We start from the raw sequence: 18951 nt of genomic DNA on the forward strand, positions 1-18951 counted from the left end.
ACTGGGTTTGCCGGATCCGGCTCGGCGGCCGGGTTAGCGGCCGCGTTGCCGTTGGTTCGCGAGGTCGGGTTGCGGTGCCGCTCAGAGGTTTCCGCGGGACTCCTGTTCGCGTTCGATGGCCTGGAACAGCGCCTTGAAGTTGCCCTTGCCGAAGCCGAGGGAGCCGTGCCGTTCGATGAGTTCGAAGAAGACGGTGGGGCGATCGGTGATGGGCTTGCAGAAGATCTGCAGCAGATAGCCGTCCTCGTCGCGGTCGACGAGGATGCCGCGGCGCTGTAGTTCGGCGACGGGGACGCGGACGTGGCCGATGCGTTCGCGCAGTTCGGGGTCCTCGTAGTAACTGTCCGGGGTGTCGAGGAATTCGATGCCCTCGCGGCGCAGTACGTCGACGGCGGTGAGGATGTCGCCGGTGGCCAGTGCGATGTGCTGGACGCCGGGGCCGCGATAGAACTCCAGGTATTCGTCGATCTGTGAGCGTTTGCGGCTGGGGGCGGGTTCGTTGAGCGGGAATTTGACGCGGTGGTTGCCGTTGGCGACCACCTTGCTCATCAGTGCGGAGTATTCGGTGGCGATGTCGTCGCCGACGAATTCGGCCATGTTCTCGAATCCCATGACGCGCCGGTAGAACTCGACCCACTCGTCCATGCGGCCGAGTTCGACATTGCCGACGACGTGGTCGATGGCCTGGAAGATGCGGGTGGGCTGGCCGGGTCGCGGCGTGTGTTCGGAGCGCCGGGTGACATAGCCGGGGAGGTAGGGCCCGTGGTAGCGGGAGCGGTCGACGAGGGTGTGGCGGGTGTCGCCGTAGGTGGCGATGGCGGCGAGCCGGACGGTGCCGTATTCGTCCGACTCGTCGTGTGGTTCGACGAGGACGACCGCGCCCTGCGCGCGGGCCCGGGCGATGCAGCGGTCCACATCCGGTACCTCGAGCGCGATGTCCACCACGCCGTCGCCGTGCAGATCATGGTGCGCGACAAATGAACTGGTGGGATCCACCGCGCCCTTGACGACGAATCGGGCGCCGCCGCTGCGCATGACGAATGCCTTGTGATCCCGGTTGCCGGTCTCGGGTCCGGAGTAGGCCTCGAGTCGCATGCCGAACGCGGATTGCAGGTAGTGGGCGGTCTGGGTGGCGTTGCCGACCACCCAGACCAGGGCGTCCCAGCCGAGGACGGGGAAGGGGTCGGCGGCGTCGTCGTGGTCGACCAGGCCGACGAGGCGGCGCAGTTCGTTGTCGCCGGGGAGGTCCCCGGATCGGGCGGACGCGGATCCGGTACTGCCCTGGGGTGCGGCCTCGATGCTCATCTGCCCATGGAAAGCCCCGGGGTCGGGACTAGGCAATATCGCGGAATTCCACTGGACACTCTGGTGAATTGCACCACCATCTGCCCACTGGTGCTGGACAATTTGAATAGCAGCGCACGAACTAGCGGAGGTTCCGCCATGTCCCGCACCACCGCTCGGCTGGACGAGCTGGATCTGGCCATCCTGACGGCCATGCACGAGTACCAGAAGGCAGGCATTCTCGAACTGTCCCGGCGTACCCGGGTGGCCCGGGCGACCGTGCAGTCCCGGATCGCGCGGATGGAGGAGTCGGGGGTGATCGCCTCCTATGATCCGCGCATCGATGTGACGGCAGCCGGTTTCGATGTGCAGGCGTTCGTCACCCTGGAGATCGCACAGGGCGCGCTGGACGCGGTGGCCTCGGATCTGGAGGCGATTCCCGGTGTGCTGGAGGCGTACGCGACCACGGGGTCCGGGGATGTGCTGTGCCGCATCGGCGCGGATTCGCACGCCGGGTTGCAGTCGGTGCTGTTGAGCATCGACCGGAGTGGTTCGGTGGTGCGCTCACACAGCGTGGTGGTGTTGTCGACGGTGGTGCCGCAGCGCACCCTGCCGCTGCTGCGGACCCTCGCGCCGACCGGGGCGAGCAAGGCTCCGGCTTACCGCGCGGCGCACTGACTTTCGCTGCGCACTGACTTTCGCGAGTTTCAGCGGCGGTTCATCCGGGTGATGAGTCCGCACACGTGGGCTTCGGCGGCGGCACGGGCGTCGCCGGGGTGCCCGGATTCGAGGGCCTCGAGGATGCGCCGATGTTCGCGCAAGGCGGTGCTGCGGTTGCGCGGATGGTTCCACAGATCGCCGCGGTAGAGGTGGGCCTGCGCTTCGAGGCGCGCGAGTTCGGTTGCGAGCGTGTGGTTTCCGGCGCGATCACGGATGAAGGTGTGGAATTCCAGGTCGAGTTCGGTGTCGCGGGCCGGATCGACATTGTCGAGGAGGTTCTCCTCCTGGGTGGCGAGCAGGGCGGTGAGTTCGCCGAGGTCGGCTTCGGTGAGGCGGGTGGCGGCGGAGCTGGCGGCGAGGCCGTCCAGGACCGCCCGCACGGCGAGTACCTCACGGATGCGGTCGTCGTCGACGACGGCGACGCGGGCTCCGGCGTGCGCGACGGTGACGGCGAGGCCCTCGTAGATGAGCTGCTGCACGGCTTCGCGAACGGGGCTGCGGCTCACGCCGAGTCGCGCGGACAGCGACAGCACGCTCAGTGGCGCGCCGGGTTCGAGTTCGCCGGACAGGACGAGCTGCCGCAACTGCCGGTGCACGGTGGGGCCGAGCAGCTCGCCGTCCGGGTCGGTCATGGGGGTCCTTTCGTCCGGTTGGAAAACTTACCGGTGCGGGCGGTAGTTGGCCGCTACGCGCTGGGTGAGGAATTCGGCGGCGGTGACGGGCGGGTAGACGCCGCGCGGGCCCTGGATGACGGCGTCGCGGTCGGCCTGGGCGAAGAAGGCGATGCTGTAGCGGTCGCCCTGGTATTCGTCGGGGCCGGGACCGCGGACGCGGTGGAAGTTGGACGGCAGCAGGTCGTCACTCCAGCGGGTGAGCATGTCGCCGATATTGCAGGTGATGAGGCTCGAGGACGGGGTGATGGAGGTCCACTGCTGGTCGTCCATCTCCTTGCCGGGGCAAACCTGTAGTCCGCCTTGGCCGTCGCGCTGGAACAGCAGGGTGAGGCAGTCGAAGTCGGTGTGCGCGCCGGCGCGCCAGCGGCCGGGGACGTCGCGGAGTTCGGTGGGGACGGCGAAGTAGTGCAGCAGGCGCAGGGTGGACTGGTATTCGGGTGAGGCCGGGTCGTGGGCGGCGGTGAAGTGTTCGCGGGGCAGGCCGAGCCGGTCGGCGAAGCAGGACAGTACGCGCATGGCGACCTGCCAGCAGTCGCGCTCGAAATCCAGTACGGCACTGTCGAATTCGGGGAGTTCGTCGCCGGTGGGCCACAGCCCGCTCATGTGCGGGCGGGTGACCTGATAGGACTCCTTCTGGTCGGGGACGCCGATGGAGGGCCGTACCTGGCTGAGGCTTTCCCAGCCCGCGTTGTTCGCCTTGACCAGTGGGTACTGCGCCTTGACCGGTTCGGGAAGCGCGAAAAATGCTGCGGTGCGGGCGAATACGTCGTCGATGCGCTGCTGCGGGATGCCGTGGCCGGAGAGCTGGAAGAAGCCGATCACGGTGGCGGCGGTCCAGAGCTGCTCGGTGATCTCGGTGCGGCGGGCGTCGAAGTCGGTGAGGTCGATGACGTGGATCTCGCGGTCGTCGGTTTCCGAGCCGAGGCCGCCCATCCGCTGTTCGCGCGCTACTTCGGTGAGATCGTGGCTGGTGGTCATGGGTTTCCTTACTGGACGTCGCGGTCGAGGAATTCGGTGGTCACCAGCTTTTGCGCGGTGAGGCCGTCGGGGACGGCGGCACCGCCGCGGCGCAGGATCGGGGTGAAGGCGTCGATGACGCGTTGCACGCGGGCGGTGTCGAAGCTGCCGATGACACCGTCGGTGTCGGGGCCGACGAGCCCCTTGTCGATGAGTACGCGGGAACCGAAGGCGGCCAGGTCCGCGCTGTAGGGCGTGAACTTCGGGCTCTTGGCGACCACGTCCACGACGACATCGTTCACATGGCTCGGGTCGGTGCGGAATTGTGCTGTGGCCCTTTGGATCATGGGGACCAGGCGTCGCAAGCAGGGGCGCAGTCCGTCGAGCTTGTCGGCGCGCACGGTGACGGTGCGGGCGTAGCCCTCGTAGCCGACGTCCTTCAGCAGTTGATAGGCGACGGGCTTGTTCCAGGCGCGGACCTCGTGCTCATAGACGTACGGTTCGGAGTTGGCGAAACCCTGCTGCGCGAAGGAGGGGTCGGCTACGAAGCGGGAGGGGCCGTTGTCGTAGGAGGCGTCGATCTGCTTGGCGTTCAGCAGACCTCGATCCACCAGCCAGTCCGGATACAGCTGCCCCTGCGAGACCACCACGGGCGCACCGGCTTTGCCGATATCGGCGATGGTGTGCCAGTCGGGATGCGTCTTCGGATCCCACATCAGCATCTGCGGGCTGTAGCGCAGCAAGGTGGTGACGGCGACGACGGGCTGCGTGGCCGCCGCGGCGATGGCCTGCTCGGAGTGGGTGAGGCCCAGCGTGATCGACGAATCGACGTACATCTGCGAGGGCACGGTCTGGAAGCCGATGGCGGGTCCGCCCGCGCGGATCTCCAGCTTGACGCCGGTGTCCTTGCCGTCGACGACCAGCGGTCCGGTGACCTTGCTGTTGTCGGCGTCGACGCGGTAGCCGGGGCCGAGCAGGCCGAAGATCGGGCCGGAGTCGGTTTCGGGCTCCCATTGCAGTTGGACGGCGACGGTTGCCGGACAGACGCCGGAGAGTTGCTGCTCGGGCGGCGCGGCGGGCAATGCCACTGCCGGAGTGTCGGTTTCGGTGCTGGAGCAGGCCGCGGCGGCGGTCACCGTCAGAACGGCGAGGGCGATGCCGAGGCGGCGCAGGCGGGTGTGCATAGGTTCTCCACAGGCTGTTGATACGAAAGTGGCCGGGGCGCCGGCCGATTCAGCGCCCGGAGGCGTGCCAGCGTCCGACGATGAGTCGCTGGGCGGCGGTGAACACCGCGAACACGGTGACGCCGAACAGGGCGGCGAGGACCAGCGCGGCCAGCAGGTCCTCCGATTGCAGGCGGGCGCGGTAGGTGTCGAGCAGGGTGCCGATGCCGGGCTGTCCCTTGGCGAAGAACATGTCGCCGATGACCGCGCCGGTCACCGACAGTCCGGCGGCGGTGCGCAGGCTCGCCATGATCGACGGCAGCGCGGCGGGCAATTCGAGGGACAGCAACCGGCGCAGTCGATTCGCCCGTCCGAGTGCGAACAGTTCGCGCAGGTTGGCGTCCACGGACTGGATGCCGAACAGGGTCATCGCGATGATCGGATGCACTGCGATGAGCACGCACACGATGGTGCGGGCGGTGGCCCCGTAACCGAACCACAGTCCGATCAGCGGCACTACGGCCAGCACCGGAATGGCTTGCAGGACAACCGCGTACGGGTACACCACCCGCTCGACCACCTTGGCCTGACTCATCAGGACGCCGACGGCCACCCCGATCACGGCCGCCAGCAGCAGTCCGGTCACCGCGATCCGCGCGGTCACCGCGAGTGCCCGCAGCATCACCTCCAATTTCACTGGGTTGGAAAGGGATTCGGTGAACACCCGATCCGGCGGCGGCAGCAGGAACCGTCGCTCCGGCGACAGCAGCACCAGCGACACCAGGTACCAGGCGCCGAGCGCCAATCCCACCGATACCGCCGGGACCAGCGCCCTCCGCAGCGCTCTGAGCACGAAAGATGTTCTGATCGGCGGTATTCCGGTGGTCGCCGCGGGCTCGTCGACGGCGGCGAGGAACGGTGGAGCGATTGCGGGAGCGGCCATCAGGAGGCTTCTTTCAATGATGCGGAGACACGCGCCGCGAGGGCGGTGAAGGCCGGGTCGAAGCGCAGGTCACGGGTGCGCGGCGTCGGGAGGTCGATATCGATGACCCGGTGAATGCGGCCGGGACGGGCCGACATGACCACGACTCGGGAGGCCAGGAAGACCGCTTCGGACACCGAGTGGGTGATGAACAGGGCGGTGAAGGCGTTGTCGCGGTACAGGCGCAGTAGTTCCTCCTGCATACCGAGGCGGGTGATCTCGTCGAGTGCGCCGAAAGGCTCGTCCAGCAGCATGATTTCGGGTTCCAGGGCGAGGGCGCGGGCCAGCGAGACCCGCATCCGCATGCCGCCGGAGAGCTGGCCGGGCAGCTTGTCGGCGAAATCGGCGAGCCCGACCGCGGCCAGTGTGCGGGTGGCGCGGGCACGGCGGGCGGTGCGTCCGATGCCGCGCAGTTCGGCGCACAGTTCCACATTGCGCAGTACCTTGCGCCAGGGCAGCAGGGTGGCGTCCTGGAAGATGAATCCGACCGAATCAGATTGCACCGCCACGGTTCCCGAGCTCGGCTGCTCCAGTCCGGCGGCCAGGCGCAGCAGGGTGGATTTGCCGCAGCCGGAGGGGCCCACCACGGCGACGAATTCGCCGCGCCGCACTCGCAGGTCGATGTCGTCCAGAGCGATGACCGCACCGGAGTCGTTGCCGCCGTATCGCTTTCCGACCGCATCGAAGGAGATCGCCACGGCGGCTGCGGGATCCGACTCGATGCCAGCGACGGTCCCAGGTATCGAATTCGACTGCGCGGTAATCGTTTCGGCGTGGCCGGGTAGCAGTGCCGTGGTGCCGTGTGCCGTGTCGCGAGGAGTCACCACACTCACCTTCTCTCCTATATTGCGTGCAGCTTGTGCGTCCTTTCAGTCTGTTCGAGATTGATTACATGCAATCGAATGGTTGTTTCGGCGCGATTAATACTCATCGCATGCCATTCAGTCGTCGCACGAGATCTCGCTCGTCGACGCGGGTACTGCGGCCGTCGCGCAGCACCGCCTCGCCGTCCACCCACACGCTGTCCACCACCCGGGGTGAACCCGTGGTCAGCAGGCTCGCACCCGGGTCGCGGACGGGCAGGCAGGCGAAGTCGCGGTCGAAGCGGATCAGCGTCAGGTCGGCGGGGTCACCGACCGCGAGCCCGGTCGGCCCGTCCGGCAGGCCGAGGGCGCGGGCCGCGCCGCGAGTGGACAGCCGCATCATGTCGTCGAAGGGCAGCAGATCGGCGCGGCGATGGTGTGCGCGTTGCAGATACGCGCCCATGCGCAGGGCCAGCAGCATGTCCTGGGTGTCGTTGCTGGCGGCGCCGTCGACCCCGAGCCCGACCCGCACTCCGGCGGCCAGCATTTCGGGGATCGGGGCGACGCCGCTGCCCAGGCGCATATTGCTGAGCGGGTTGTAGGACACGGAAACGCCTCGGGCAGCGAAGGTTTCGCGACCCCGCTCATCGAGCTGGCAGCAGTGCACGGCCAGCGTGCGTTCGCCGAGCAGTCCACCCGCGTCCAGGTAGTCGACGGCGGAGCGGGCTGCATGCAGTCGGCACATGTCCTCGTCGGTGCTGGTTTCCAGCAGGTGGATGGAGATGGTTTTGCCGGTCGCCGCGGCATATTCGGCGACGGCGGCCATACCGTCGGGGGTGAGGCAGCGCGGGTTGGGGACGGTCAGTGCCGTGGTGATGCGGGAATCCCGCAGTCGCGCATCGAGATCCGCGAGGTGCGCGAACACCTCCGGAAGCGGTTGCACCAGGCGCGGATCCATACCCCACTTGCGGGTGGGGTCGGCCCGGTCGGCGAGCCCACGCCCGAAGACGACCCGAATTCCCAGCTCCTGCAATGCCCGCAGCGCGGCGTCGTGCACAGCTTCCGACGGATTCGGCCACATGTGTTCGACGAGGGTGGTCACGCCGCTGCGCAGCAACTCGAGTCCACCCGCGAGGGCGGCCAGATACGTCTGCTCCGGTGTCGCCGCAACAGTGAATTCGCCTACACAGTGCAGCCATTCGAGCAGCGGCAGCCCCTCCCCCGCGCCGCGCAGCACGGATTGTTGCAGGTGGGTGTGAGTGTTGACGAACCCCGGAATCAGGTGACCGCCACCGCCGTCGGTGTGCGGCAGCGCGAGCCCGGTCCCCACGCCGGGCGCGACGGCGGTGACCAGACCGTCACGGATCACCACGTCCTGCCCCGGCAGCCAACGTGGCCCGTCTGGAGTGGCGGCATAGACGGTGACATCGTCGATGACGACGGAAACGGGAACAGCAGTGGACGATACGGCGCGCACCATGCGGCATTCCTCTCGGAAATGCGGCTGGTTAGCCCGCCTGATTCCGGCGGTGCGGGTGCGCCCGTTTCAGCCATGAGCGCCGTGCTGCCGAGCCTAACGAGGCATTATTTCCCGGCGGTTAATCCTCGGGCACGTCGCCGAAGAGCGGCAGCTGCCGTGACAGCGAGCCGGACCGCCCGAGTTTGCGCAGGCAACGGGCACAGGTGACCTCTGCCCGGGTCGGTTCCAGTGCGGCGGGCGACCATCCGGCGACCCCGGTGTGGCACAGCAATTCCGGCACCTGCTGCTCGTCGAACCACTGTCCGAGTCCGACCGCGTGCACGGTGCGCCCGGACCGGACGACCGCGTGCACGCCCGGGTCACCGAACGCTTCCCGCGTCGAGGCTGCCAGTGGGGCGATTTCGGTCATGTCCTCAACCATAGGGACAGCCGCCGACATTCCGCCTCGGACGCACCGCGCCGCCGGTCCGGGTAGCCGGGTCACACGCGCCGGGAGCAGCCTCGCACGGCGGGTGCTTCGTCCCGGGCGATCGGTATCGGGTGGCCGTTCCGACTGGACGGGTCAGGGCCGCAGGTCGGCTCCGGGAGCCAGGATTTCGACGCGCGGTTCGCGGTGTGGTTCCAGAAAGTCCAGCAGGGCAAGGGCTTCCGATTCGACGGCGGTCCTGTCCGCTGCCGACCACGGGGCATGCGGGGTGATGCGCAGGCGGGCGGTGTCGCCCTTGGTGAAGACCTTGTAGACGCCGGTCAGGTAGCCGTCGACCAGGATCGGGGAGACCTGGTTGGCGAAGGCGCGCAATGGCGGCGCGTTGCCGTCGGGGACGATGCGGGTGCGGTCCTGGTGGGACAGGATGGCGTTGTCGTACCAGCCGAGCAGTCGGACGGGGGCGGGTAGGTCCGGGTCGGCGAGCTCGGCGTCGGCGGCGTCGTAGAGGGTGCGGCCGCGCTCGTCGGTGTAGGTGCGGACCCGGTCGCCCAAAGACGCGACGGCCGCCTTCATGCCGGTGAGCTTGGACCAGGTCTGCATGTCCATGGTGGTGGCGGGGCCGAAGGCGCGCAGGTACCGCAGCAGCAGTTCGCCGAGCGGATAGTCCGGGTCCGGGTGCGCACCGAGCCAGGGTTGCACCCGCGACCAGACCGGGCGGCTGCTGTCGCCCCAGCGCCCGCGCGGCGGGGTTTGCAGGACGGGCAGCTGATAGAGCCAGGCCTGCACGATCGCACCCGGATCACGGTCGGGGTAGCGGGTGGCGGCGTGCTCGCGCAGGGTGGGGGCCGGTGTCGGATGCTCGCCGAGCACCGATTCGCCTTGGGCGCGAACCTCTTCCGGATCGAGGCCGACCAGCGCGCCGAAGTTGAAGCCCTTGCGGAACGGGATCTTCTCCAGTTCCGGTTGGATGTGCGGGGCGATGCGCAGCGCGTCCGGCGGCGTCACCAGGTGAATGGTGCCGCGCATCAAGGTGATTCGCACCAGGGAGCGGTCCTCGAGCGCCTTCGACACCGTCTCGGGATCGAAATCCCTTATCCGGCTCCACGATGCGATGAACGGCGGCAGCATGTCCTGCGCCTGCAACCCGATCAGGTGGTCACACAGTTCGGGGACGGTCAGCGCGGACCGCTCCAGCAGGTGCTGACGGGCCAGCAGCGTGCGATTGAGAATCCGGTTGGACAGCTTCACAATTCACGCACGCTACCGGTGCCCGGTCCGGCTGTCGTCCGTTCCGGGCGGCGGTGTCAGCGCAGGGTGACGACGACCTTGCCGGTGGCGGTGCGCTTGTCGAGCGCCGAGACGGCCTCGGCGGTGTGAGCCAGGGTGTAGATGGCGGGTTCCGGCGGGTCGATCTTGCCGTTGGCGAGCAGCGGCGCGACTTCCTCCCACTGCTCCTGCAGGTAGCCCGGATGGCTCATCACCCATTCGCCCCAGGCCGCGCCGATCACCTCGACGTTCTTGAGCAGCAGTCGATTCACCTTGACGGTGGGGATGTCGCCCGCGGTGAAGCCGACCACCAGCACCCGCCCGCCGCCCGCGAGGGAGCGGATGCTGTCGGTGAAGCGGTCGCCGCCGACCGGGTCCAGCACGATGTCGACGCCGCGCCCGCCGGTGAGCTCCTTGACCGCGGCCAGCCAGCCGTCGGTGAGCACCACGTCGGTGGCGCCGTTGGCGTGCGCCACCTCGGCCTTCTCCTCGGTGCTGACCACCGCGATCACCCGGCCCGCGCCCAGCGCCCGCGCCATCCGCAGCGTGGAGGTGCCGATGCCGCCCGCGGCGCCGTGCACCAGCACGGTCTCGCCCTCGGCCAGGCGGCCGCGGTTGCGCAGGCAGAAGTGCACGGTCAGGTCGTTGAACAGCACGCCCGCACCGGATTCCAGCGAGACGTTGTCGGGCAGCTTGAACACCATCTCGGCCGGGGTGACGGCGACATCGGCGACGGCGTTGCCGAGCAGGGTCAGCGCGACCACCCGGTCACCGGGCACCACGTGCGCACCCTCGGGGGCCTCGCGCACGATGCCCGCGATCTCGCAGCCGACGATGTACGGCAGCTGCGGCTTCATCTGGTAGAGCCCACGGGTCATGAGCACGTCCGGGAACGCGATTCCCGCGGCGTGCACGTCGATGACGACCCCGCCGGGATACGCGGTGGGCGCGGGAACGTCGAGCACCTCGATCGCTTCCGGGCCTTCCAGCTTGCTCACCACGGCTGCGCGCATACTCGATCAACTCCGATCAATCCACCAGCGGATACCAGCCGAACGTAGTCGATGCACCCGGGCGCTGCCAACGATCATTCATCGGGCGCGAGGAATCCGGGCTCAGCGGTGGGCGTATTCGATCATCGATTCATTGGCCGCGACGTTGCCGCCATTGGTGATGACGAGGCTGTAGGCGGTGATCCGGTACTGGGTGCCGTCGGTCGGGTTGGTGACGGAGAATCCGCCGTTCCCGTCCGGCGACGGGTCGTCGATCTGGATGCCCGCACCGTCGCTGACGCGTATGCCCTTGTAGTAGAAGCGCCCGGTGGCGGTGCGGCACACCACCAGCCGGGAGGCCGAGGTGCGGCCGATCGCCATGGCCGGATCGTCGGCGTCGCAGCGCGGCACGGTGTCGACGTAACCCTGTGCGTCCGTACCGGATACCGCGCCGGACAGCGGCGCGAGCGTGGTGGTGACGACCGAGGTGGACGACCTGCCGGTCGTCGACACCGGGCCGCCGCTGGGCGAGGTGTTCGCCTCGGAGTTGCCACTGTCGCTGCCGCGCAACAACACCCAGCCCAGACCGACTGCGAGCAGCAGCACCACACCGAGCAGCGCGCCCACCAGCACCGGCAACGGATTACGTTCCTTGGGCGGCAACGGCAATGGGGCCGAAGGGTGTTCGCGCGGCCCGATCGGATCGGTATAGCCGGGCTGGTAGTTCGATTGTCCCGCAGCGATATTCCGCAGCAGGGTCGGATCGTTCTGCCCGGGCGTCGGGTAGGACACCGGGGCCGACGGGTGCCCGCGCGGGAAGTCGACGGGACCCGCGGGTTGTCCGGTGCCCGGGTAATCGACGGGGCCGGAAGGGTATTCGACCCGCTGCGGTCCCGAGACGCCACCGGTCGGGTTGGGCGGCAGTGGGCGCGGCCCGGTCGGTGCGGGCGGCACCGTGGTGCGGGTGAGGTCGCCGGTGGCGGCCCGCAGCAGCGCGGCGCGGGAGGCGCGGGCGAGCTGACCGGCGGAGGTGTAGCGGCGGCCCTGCTCCTTGGCCATGCCGATCGCGACCACCTGGTCGAAGGTGGCGGGCACGCCGGGCCGGGTGCTGGGATGCGGTGGCGGCGTCAGCATGTGGGCGCGGATGGTGGCCAGGTTGCCGTTGCCGTCGGTGTGGAACGGCGGTCGGCCGGTGAGGCATTCGTAGAGCACGCAGGCCAGCGCGTAGATATCGGCGCTGGGCGAGACGGTGGCATTGTGCTCGAAGCGTTCGGGCGCCATGTACGCGAAGGAGCCGATGGCGTTGCCGGTCCCGGTCAGCTGGGCGTCCGATTCCGCGTGCGCGATACCGAAATCCACCAGGTAGGCGAACATGTCACCGGTGAGCAGGATGTTCGCGGGTTTGATGTCGCGGTGCACCAGGCCGCTCTCGTGGGCGGCGTCGAGGGCCGAGGCGACCTGCTCGATGACGGCGACCGCCTGCTCGGGCGGCAGCGGTCCTTCCTGACTCAGGTAGGCCTTGAGGTCGCGTCCGCGCACCATCCGCATGTCGATGAACAGCACGCCGTCCACCTCGCCCCAGTCGTGGACCGGAATGACGTGCGGCTCCTGCAGTTTGGCGGCGGTGCGGGACTCGCGCCGGAAGCGTTCCACGTAGTTGGGCTGCCGGGCCAGGTCGACGTCGAGGAGTTTCACCGCGACCACGCGGTCGCGCACGGTGTCGTAGGCCTCGTAGACCTCGCCCATGCCGCCGACTCCGAGCAGTCGCCGCAATTCGTACTGCCCGAACCGCGAACCGGCCCTCGCCCCTGCGGCCACCCGCGTCGTCCTCCCTCTGCAACAGGATGCCTGCCTGTTCCCACCCAGAAGGCTACGGCCCCGCCGTCGGACTGTCATGTCCCCGAAAACCACCGGCCTCGGAGCGAAACACTGTCGTTCGCGGAAGAGAAGTACAGACGACTCGACGCGAGCGTGCGCCGTGCGCCCCGTAGAGTCATGTCACAGACTTCGGTCAACAAAGCACCGCCTGCGGTGCTTATCGAGAAAGAAACGCGGCACACCGTGCAGCGCGAGGAGCACCAGTGTCACTCGATGAGCCACTCGCCCCGCTTCCCCAGGAGGGCATGGGCTTCGCTTCCGCGTGGCCCGTCCGGGCCGGCGATGTCGATCCCTATCAGCGCCTGCGTTTCGACGCGGTCGCCCGCTACCTCCAGGACATCGCCTGGGAGGAAATGCAATCGGGGTTCTTCCATCGCACCGATCCGGCTTGGATCGTACGCCGTACGGTCATCGATGTGGTGCGGCCCGTGCATTGGCCCGATCGAGTGGAGATGCGGCGCTGGTGTTCGGCCATGTCGACGCGCTGGACCAATATGCGGGTGCGGATCAGCAGTGAGAGCGGCGGCCTGATCGAGACCGAGGGCTTCTGGATCAATATCAACGAGTTCACCAATATGCCGACCCGGATCAGCGACGAGGGCCTGGCCGAACTGGCCCGCACCACCGATGAGCATCGGCTGCGCTGGCGGCCGTGGCTGACGGATCCGACCCCGCCGGAATCGGACGTGGATCTGCCGTTCCCGGTGCGCGCCACCGACATCGACCAGTACAACCACGTGAACAACGCCGCCTACTGGCAGGCCGTGGAGCAGTACCTGGTCGACTATCCGAAGCTGGTGGCGGGACCGCATCGCGCGGTCATCGAATACATCGCGCCGGTGCTGGCCCGCCAGCACGTCAGCGTGCGCAGCCGCTACGAGCCGGGTGATCGCACCGGGCATCCGTCGCTGCGGCTGTGGTTCCAGGTGGGCGGCTTGACCACCACCGCGGTGCGGATCGGCCCGCTGCCCGGTATCGAGCCGGCCGCCGACCCCGAAATCGGCTGAGCACACGCGACACCTGCAGCGGACCAACACGTTCGCCGACTGTTTGCCTGCGACACTTGCGGCGGGCCGATCACCGGGCGGTGATCGAGAACAGGAGATCGTCGCCATGCGATTCGCACACCTCGCACTACTCGCCGCCACCCCGGCGCTGGTGGTCGGGCTGACCGCGTGCAGCCATTCCAAGGACTCCTCGAAGAGCACCACCTCGACCTCCGTCACCGCGACCAGCACGTCAGCGGCGACCACCACCACCCCGGGCGCGTCCGGCACGACGGTGCCGAATCCGAAACCGAATCCGAAACCGTTGCCGCCCAACCCCACTCGCCCGCCGATCCCGACCACGGTGGTCCCCGCCGACGTCAATTGCGGACCGGTAACCGGAGCCAACGGCCAGAGCGCCGATGTGGTCGCGTACGCCAACCAGGCCGGTATCCCCGGTTGCACCGAAGCCATCACCGTCGCCAGCGATTACGTCAACGCCACCCGCACCGGTGACGCCGTTCAGGTCGACGGCTGGACCTGTGAACCGCAGCCCGACACCGCGGTTCCGCACATCTGCTTCAAGGACGGCTTCCTGCTCGGCCTGCGCGGCGGTGCGGCCCCGAACCCGCCCACCACGCCCCCGCCGACCACGACCGTCCCCGCCGGAAACGTCAACTGCGGCACCGTGACCGACGCGGGCGGCGGCACCCGCACCGTCACCGCCGTCGCCACCCCCGCCGGAACGGTCGGCTGCACCGAGGCCATCAACGTCGCCACTGCCTACGCCCAGCGCGTCAGCGACACCGACGTGGCCACCATCGACGGCTGGTCCTGCAACGCCCAGCCCGACCCGGCCGTCCCCTCCATCTGCGCCAAGGACGGGCTACTCATCGACCTCGGCGCGAACTGAACCGACGAACAGCGCGCAGCTCGAGACGAACGTGATGCGGCCCCACCCAATTGGGTGGGGCCGCATCACGTTCCGAGGAATCCGGCAGGGCAGGCCTACCCCTTGGCGGCCTTGAGCATGTCCTCGAGGCTGGTGAACTTCACGCGGGGGCGACCGCCGGATTTGCCCGCGGTCTTCTCGGCGGCGTCGATGGCCTTCCAGCCGTCGCGGCCGATCTGGTCGGGCTGACGCTCGGACAGCAGCGCGTCCAGCGCCTGGCGATTGCCCTGCGGGGCAGTCAGTTTGCCGGTGGTGAAGTCCTCGATCAGCTGATCGACGGTTTCCTGCGAGTCGACCCGGTTGGAGCCGATGACGCCGCGCGGGCCACGCTTGATCCAGCCGGAGACGTAGACGCCGGGGACCGGCTCACCATCGTTGAGGACGCGGCCGCGGGCGTTGGGGATGACGCCGTTGGTCTCGTCGAACGGCACGTCCGCGACCGGCTCGCCCTTGTAGCCGATGGAGCGCAGCACCAGCGCCGTCTCGAGGCTGCCGGTGCGGTCGGAGGCACGAGCCACCGAGCGACCGTCCTGCTCGACCAGCTCGTTGTGCACGTAGTCCAGCTGCTCGACCTTGCCGTCGCCGGTGATGGCGGTGGGCGAGGTCAGGTAGCGGAACACGATGCGCTTGTGCGCGGGGTTGCGCGGGCCGTTCGAGTACTCCTGCGCGAGGGTGTACTTGAGCTGCAGCGAGGGCTCCACGTCCGGATCGTCGAGCAGCGCTTGCGAAGCCGGGTCCAGATCCAGATCGGACTGGTCGACAATGATGTCGACGTCCTTCAGGTGCCCGAGCGCCAGGAACTCCGACGAGGTGTAGGCGGCCTGCAGCGGTCCGCGACGGCCCAGCACCACCACCTCCTTGATGTTGCTGCGGCGCAGCGCATCCAGGGCGTGGTCGGCGATATCGGTCTTGGCCAGTTCGTCCGGGTTCACGGTGAGCACCCGGGCCACGTCGAGCGCGACATTGCCGTTGCCGACGATGACGGCGCGCTCACCGGACAGATCGAATTCGCGGTCCGCGAAATCCGGGTGCCCGTTGTACCAGGCCACGAACTCGGTGGCGGAGTGGCTGCCGGGCAGGTCCTCGCCCTCGACACCGAGGCGGCGGTCGGTGGCCGCACCGACGGCGTAGACGACCGCGTGGTGGTGGCCGAGCAGTTCTTCGTGCGAGACATGCTTGCCGACTTCGACATTCAGCCGGTACTGCAGCGCCTCGCGCCGGAACGCCGACTCGAACAGGCTCGCCACCGCCTTGGTGCCCGGGTGGTCGGGCGCCACACCGGCGCGCACCAGGCCGTAGGGCGTGGGCAGCCGGTCGAAGAGTTCCACCTCGACATCGGCGCGGCGCAGCAGTTCCTCGGCGGCGTAGCAGGCGGCGGGGCCGGCACCGACGATGGCGACCCGCAGCGTGCCGAGCTCCTTGGGCGCGCGGGTCGGGGCGACCAGCGGCTCGAAGTTGGACTCCAGCGGATGCCGCTGGAAGTAGCTGGCATTGATGTCGCGGAAGCGCGCGAGCGAGGCGAGCAGGTCGTCCTCGGAGAAGATGGCGTCCACCGGGCAGGCGTCGACGCAGGCTCCACAGTCGATACAGGTATCCGGATCGATGTAGAGCTGTTCGGTCGTCGCGAATTCGCGTTGCTCAGGGGTGGGACGAATGCAATCGACCGGACACTCGGGTACGCAGCTGGCGTCGTTGCAACAACGCTGCGTGATCACATAGGCCATATCTCGCAGATCCTCGAAACTGTCGCGTGGTGCTCCTCCGCTCGGGGTTCGAGCGAGGCGGTAGAACACGTTCTAATATAGGCGGCGTTCCATCAGGTGTCGGCACTGCGATGTGACGCCACCTTTCAGTGTGCCTCGAGTGTGAGCACTGTCTCTCGTCGGCTCCACAGTCTCCGGCTGTGAGACCGGTCTCCGAAGCCCACTCGGGGACACCTACCGTAATACCTATGGTGCGGACTCTCATCCTGATGCGGCACGGCAAATCCGGATACCCCGAGGGCGTGGCCGACCACGACCGTCCACTGGCCCCGCGCGGGCAGCGTGAGGCGGCGCTGGCCGGGGACTGGTTGCGCGAGCAGCAGCCCGCCGTGGACGCCGTGCTCTGTTCCAGTGCGACGCGCACCCGGGAGACCCTGGCGGCCACCGGGATCACCGCGCCGGTGTCCTACGAGCAGGCCATCTACGACGCCTCCCCGCACACCCTGATCGAATTCATCCAGCTCGCCGACGACAGCGTCGAAACTCTGCTGCTGGTCGGCCACTCCCCCGGAATGCCCTGGACGGCATGGGAATTGGCGGCCAATCGGGACTCGGACGCGGCGGAGCAACTGAGCGCGAAGTTCCCCACCTCGGCACTCGCGGTCATCGAATTCGATCGGCCCTGGGCAGCCGCCGACCCCGGCACGGGCACGCTGGTGCGCTTCCACGTACCTCGGTAGGTCGGCCGATCAGCCGAGTAGTTTGCCCTTCCACACCACGACGCCGCCGACGACCAGCAACAGCAGCAGTGCCCAGAAGAAACCCGCGACCGCCCAAACCACGCCCAGCACCGCCAGAACGGGCACCAACGCGATCGCGGTGATCACCGGCTGTTCCCTGATCGTTTCCAGCGCCGAACGCGCCCGGGTCCGATCTATGTCTTTACCTGCCATGACCCCAGCGTAGGCGCGACGGCCGCGCATTTCAGCGCAGTCACCGGGTTCGCACCCCCGGGGTCACGTGCGGGGAACTTGCTTGGAGCGCGCTCCAAGTCGGTACCGTCGAGGCAGAGCACGAGGAGGCCGGACGATGGGCACAGCAGCACCGGTGGCGCAGACCACGGGACAGACAGTCGAACAGCACGCCGACCACGAGCGGCGGCGCTACTCCATCGGCGAGGTCTCCGACCGCTGCGGGCTCACCCGCGACACCCTGCGCTGGTACGAGCGGATCGGCCTGCTCAACTACGTGGGCCGCGATCACGCCGGGCAGCGCCGCTTCAGCGACCGCGACCTGGACTGGCTGGACCTGATCGGCAAACTGCGGCGCACCGGCATGTCGGTCGCCGACATGGTGCGCTACGCCGAACTGGTCCGCGCGGGCGAGCACACCTTCCCCGAGCGCCTGGACATGTTCCGCCGCACCCGCGAGGAAGTCCTGGCCCAGATCGAGGAATTGCAGACCACGGTCGCCGTCCTGGACTGCAAAATCGCGCACTACGAGGGCAATCCGGCCGCCGACTGGCGCACCGTCATCAAACAGCGTGCCGCCGAGGCGGATTCGCGCGACTGATCCGGTTCAGCCCGCCAAGCGGATGGTGTGGCCGGTGTGTTCGGCCTTGGCGCGCAGGTAACCGAGGTTCGACGGGGTGGCGTGCACGCCGGTCGGCAGGGTGTCGCGCACCGTGATGCCGAGCCCGGTCAGCTGCCGCACCTTGTCCGGGTTGTTGGTGAGCAGATCCACCCGGTCGACGCCGAGCGCGACGAGCATCTGGGCGGCGGCGGTGTAGTCGCGGGCGTCCTCGTCGAAGCCGAGTTCGGTATTGGCCTGGTAGGTGTCGAGGCCGGAGTCCTGCAGCGCGTAGGCGTCGAGCTTGTTGTAGAGACCGATGTCGCGGCCCTCCTGGCGCAGGTATAGCAGGATGCCGCCGGTGTCGGTGATGCGTTCCACGGCCTCGCGCAACTGGGGTCCGCAGTCGCAGCGGGCGGAGCCGAAGACGTCGCCGGTGAGGCATTCCGAGTGCAGCCGGACCAGGGGTACGGCGCCGAGGTCCGGATCGCCCAGGATCATGGCGAGGTGTTCGCGGCCGTCGGCCAGGCCGTCGAAGGTGATCGCCTCGGCGGTGGTGGAATAGCCGTCGGCGAAGGTCAGCGGAATGCGTACGCGGGTGCGCACGCTCGCGCCGACGATGGTGCTGCTCATGCCTGCTCCTGATGCCAGGGACCGTTTCATGATCTTCGAACAGCACCTTCCGGAGCCTTATTCCGGCAAGCGGGGCGGCCTATGCGGTGATGCCGTCCGGATTCGCTTCCCACGGGGCGGCCAGCACCACGTCACGTTGGCGGGCCAACAGGTCACGGCGGTGCGCGAGTTCGGCGATCCGCTCGTCGAGCCGGTCGAGGCCGTCGCTCACCACCTTCCGCGAGTGGTCGCAGTGCTGGAAGCCGGATTCGGTTGCGCAGGGCAGTAATTCGCGGATGTCGCGGGTCGGGAGTCCGGCGTCGAGGAGTTCGCGGATGCGGGCGACCCGGTCGGGCGCCTGCGCTCCGTAGCTGCGGTAGCCGTTCGAATCACGCTGCGGGACAAGCAGTCCCTGCTCCTCGTAGTAGCGCAGGAGCCGCGGGGCCACGCCGCTGAGCCTGGACAGTTCACCGATCAGCACTGTGACCTCCCACACATCGGCT

At 68.4% G+C, this 18951-nt stretch carries 20 protein-coding genes; 5 read left to right on the forward strand and 15 right to left on the reverse strand.

All coding sequences use genetic code 11. The features are described 5' to 3' along the window. Positions 1-81: 81 nt before the first annotated feature. A complete protein-coding gene (hppD, locus tag OG300_RS28465) occupies positions 82-1305 on the reverse strand; it encodes a 4-hydroxyphenylpyruvate dioxygenase (protein ID WP_405486164.1) in 1224 nt (407 codons plus the stop codon). A gap of 138 nt (positions 1306-1443) precedes the next feature. Here hppD and OG300_RS28470 point away from each other — a divergent pair, with 138 nt between their 5' ends. After that, the gene (locus tag OG300_RS28470) at positions 1444-1962 is read left to right on the forward strand and encodes an Lrp/AsnC family transcriptional regulator (protein ID WP_405486166.1); all 519 of its coding nucleotides are present in this window, start codon (positions 1444-1446) and stop codon (positions 1960-1962) included. A gap of 29 nt (positions 1963-1991) precedes the next feature. Here the strand turns inward: OG300_RS28470 and OG300_RS28475 are convergent, their stop codons facing one another. The 10 genes from OG300_RS28475 to OG300_RS28520 all read right to left on the reverse strand — a co-directional run bounded on the left by OG300_RS28475 (position 1992) and on the right by OG300_RS28520 (position 12566). Then, on the reverse strand, positions 1992-2636 hold the full coding sequence (locus OG300_RS28475; RefSeq protein WP_405486168.1) for a GntR family transcriptional regulator: 645 nt from the start codon (positions 2634-2636) through the stop codon (positions 1992-1994). A 27-nt stretch (positions 2637-2663) separates the two neighbouring features. Continuing rightward, positions 2664-3656: an isopenicillin N synthase family dioxygenase gene (locus OG300_RS28480; RefSeq protein WP_405486170.1), complete on the reverse strand. Its 993-nt coding sequence runs from the start codon at positions 3654-3656 to the stop codon at positions 2664-2666. A gap of 8 nt (positions 3657-3664) precedes the next feature. Beyond that, a complete protein-coding gene (locus OG300_RS28485; protein WP_405486172.1) occupies positions 3665-4819 on the reverse strand; it encodes a nitrate ABC transporter substrate-binding protein in 1155 nt (384 codons plus the stop codon). Positions 4820-4868: 49 nt separating this feature from the next. Next, positions 4869-5744, reverse strand: a complete 876-nt coding sequence (locus OG300_RS28490; RefSeq protein ID WP_405498707.1) for an ABC transporter permease — start codon at positions 5742-5744, stop codon at positions 4869-4871. Beyond that, positions 5741-6523 (reverse strand): ABC transporter ATP-binding protein, encoded by a 783-nt coding sequence (locus tag OG300_RS28495; protein ID WP_405498708.1) that lies wholly within the window; start codon positions 6521-6523, stop codon positions 5741-5743. Before OG300_RS28495 ends, OG300_RS28490 begins: the two co-directional genes overlap by 4 nt. A gap of 184 nt (positions 6524-6707) precedes the next feature. Next, complete coding sequence (locus OG300_RS28500; RefSeq protein ID WP_405486174.1) at positions 6708-8063, reverse strand: amidohydrolase family protein; 1356 nt, start codon at positions 8061-8063, stop codon at positions 6708-6710. 118 nt (positions 8064-8181) lie between these two features. Then, positions 8182-8472 (reverse strand): hypothetical protein, encoded by a 291-nt coding sequence (locus OG300_RS28505; RefSeq protein ID WP_405486176.1) that lies wholly within the window; start codon positions 8470-8472, stop codon positions 8182-8184. 153 nt (positions 8473-8625) lie between these two features. Beyond that, positions 8626-9738 (reverse strand): winged helix DNA-binding domain-containing protein, encoded by a 1113-nt coding sequence (locus OG300_RS28510; RefSeq protein WP_405486178.1) that lies wholly within the window; start codon positions 9736-9738, stop codon positions 8626-8628. A 56-nt stretch (positions 9739-9794) separates the two neighbouring features. Beyond that, on the reverse strand, positions 9795-10769 hold the full coding sequence (locus tag OG300_RS28515) for an NADPH:quinone oxidoreductase family protein (RefSeq protein WP_405486180.1): 975 nt from the start codon (positions 10767-10769) through the stop codon (positions 9795-9797). 102 nt (positions 10770-10871) lie between these two features. Then, positions 10872-12566 carry a protein kinase domain-containing protein gene (locus OG300_RS28520; RefSeq protein WP_405486182.1) on the reverse strand — a complete coding sequence of 565 codons (1695 nt, stop codon included), beginning with the start codon at positions 12564-12566 and terminating at the stop codon, positions 10872-10874. A 263-nt stretch (positions 12567-12829) separates the two neighbouring features. Between OG300_RS28520 and OG300_RS28525 the strand changes: the two genes are divergently transcribed. After that, positions 12830-13633, forward strand: a complete 804-nt coding sequence (locus OG300_RS28525; protein WP_405486184.1) for an acyl-[acyl-carrier-protein] thioesterase — start codon at positions 12830-12832, stop codon at positions 13631-13633. 106 nt (positions 13634-13739) lie between these two features. After that, the gene (locus tag OG300_RS28530) at positions 13740-14525 is read left to right on the forward strand and encodes a hypothetical protein (protein ID WP_405486186.1); all 786 of its coding nucleotides are present in this window, start codon (positions 13740-13742) and stop codon (positions 14523-14525) included. A 95-nt stretch (positions 14526-14620) separates the two neighbouring features. On the opposite strand, the gene OG300_RS28535 is transcribed toward OG300_RS28530, so the two are convergent. Then, the gene (locus tag OG300_RS28535; protein ID WP_405486188.1) at positions 14621-16288 is read right to left on the reverse strand and encodes an FAD-dependent oxidoreductase; all 1668 of its coding nucleotides are present in this window, start codon (positions 16286-16288) and stop codon (positions 14621-14623) included. Between the two features lie 227 nt (positions 16289-16515). Between OG300_RS28535 and OG300_RS28540 the strand changes: the two genes are divergently transcribed. Then, positions 16516-17007 (forward strand): SixA phosphatase family protein, encoded by a 492-nt coding sequence (locus tag OG300_RS28540; protein ID WP_405486190.1) that lies wholly within the window; start codon positions 16516-16518, stop codon positions 17005-17007. A 9-nt stretch (positions 17008-17016) separates the two neighbouring features. On the opposite strand, the gene OG300_RS28545 is transcribed toward OG300_RS28540, so the two are convergent. Further along, positions 17017-17220 (reverse strand): hypothetical protein, encoded by a 204-nt coding sequence (locus OG300_RS28545; RefSeq protein WP_405486192.1) that lies wholly within the window; start codon positions 17218-17220, stop codon positions 17017-17019. A 136-nt stretch (positions 17221-17356) separates the two neighbouring features. Between OG300_RS28545 and OG300_RS28550 the strand changes: the two genes are divergently transcribed. Continuing rightward, positions 17357-17839: a MerR family transcriptional regulator gene (locus OG300_RS28550; protein ID WP_405486194.1), complete on the forward strand. Its 483-nt coding sequence runs from the start codon at positions 17357-17359 to the stop codon at positions 17837-17839. Positions 17840-17845: 6 nt separating this feature from the next. Here OG300_RS28550 and ribA read toward each other — a convergent pair whose 3' ends face one another. Further along, positions 17846-18469 (reverse strand): GTP cyclohydrolase II, encoded by a 624-nt coding sequence (gene ribA / locus OG300_RS28555; protein ID WP_405486196.1) that lies wholly within the window; start codon positions 18467-18469, stop codon positions 17846-17848. 79 nt (positions 18470-18548) lie between these two features. Beyond that, the gene (locus tag OG300_RS28560; RefSeq protein WP_405486198.1) at positions 18549-18944 is read right to left on the reverse strand and encodes a MerR family transcriptional regulator; all 396 of its coding nucleotides are present in this window, start codon (positions 18942-18944) and stop codon (positions 18549-18551) included. Positions 18945-18951 lie beyond the last annotated feature (7 nt).

Origin of the sequence: Nocardia sp. NBC_00511 (genome assembly GCF_045161165.1) — a bacterium.
Lineage (GTDB): Bacteria > Actinomycetota > Actinomycetes > Mycobacteriales > Mycobacteriaceae > Nocardia.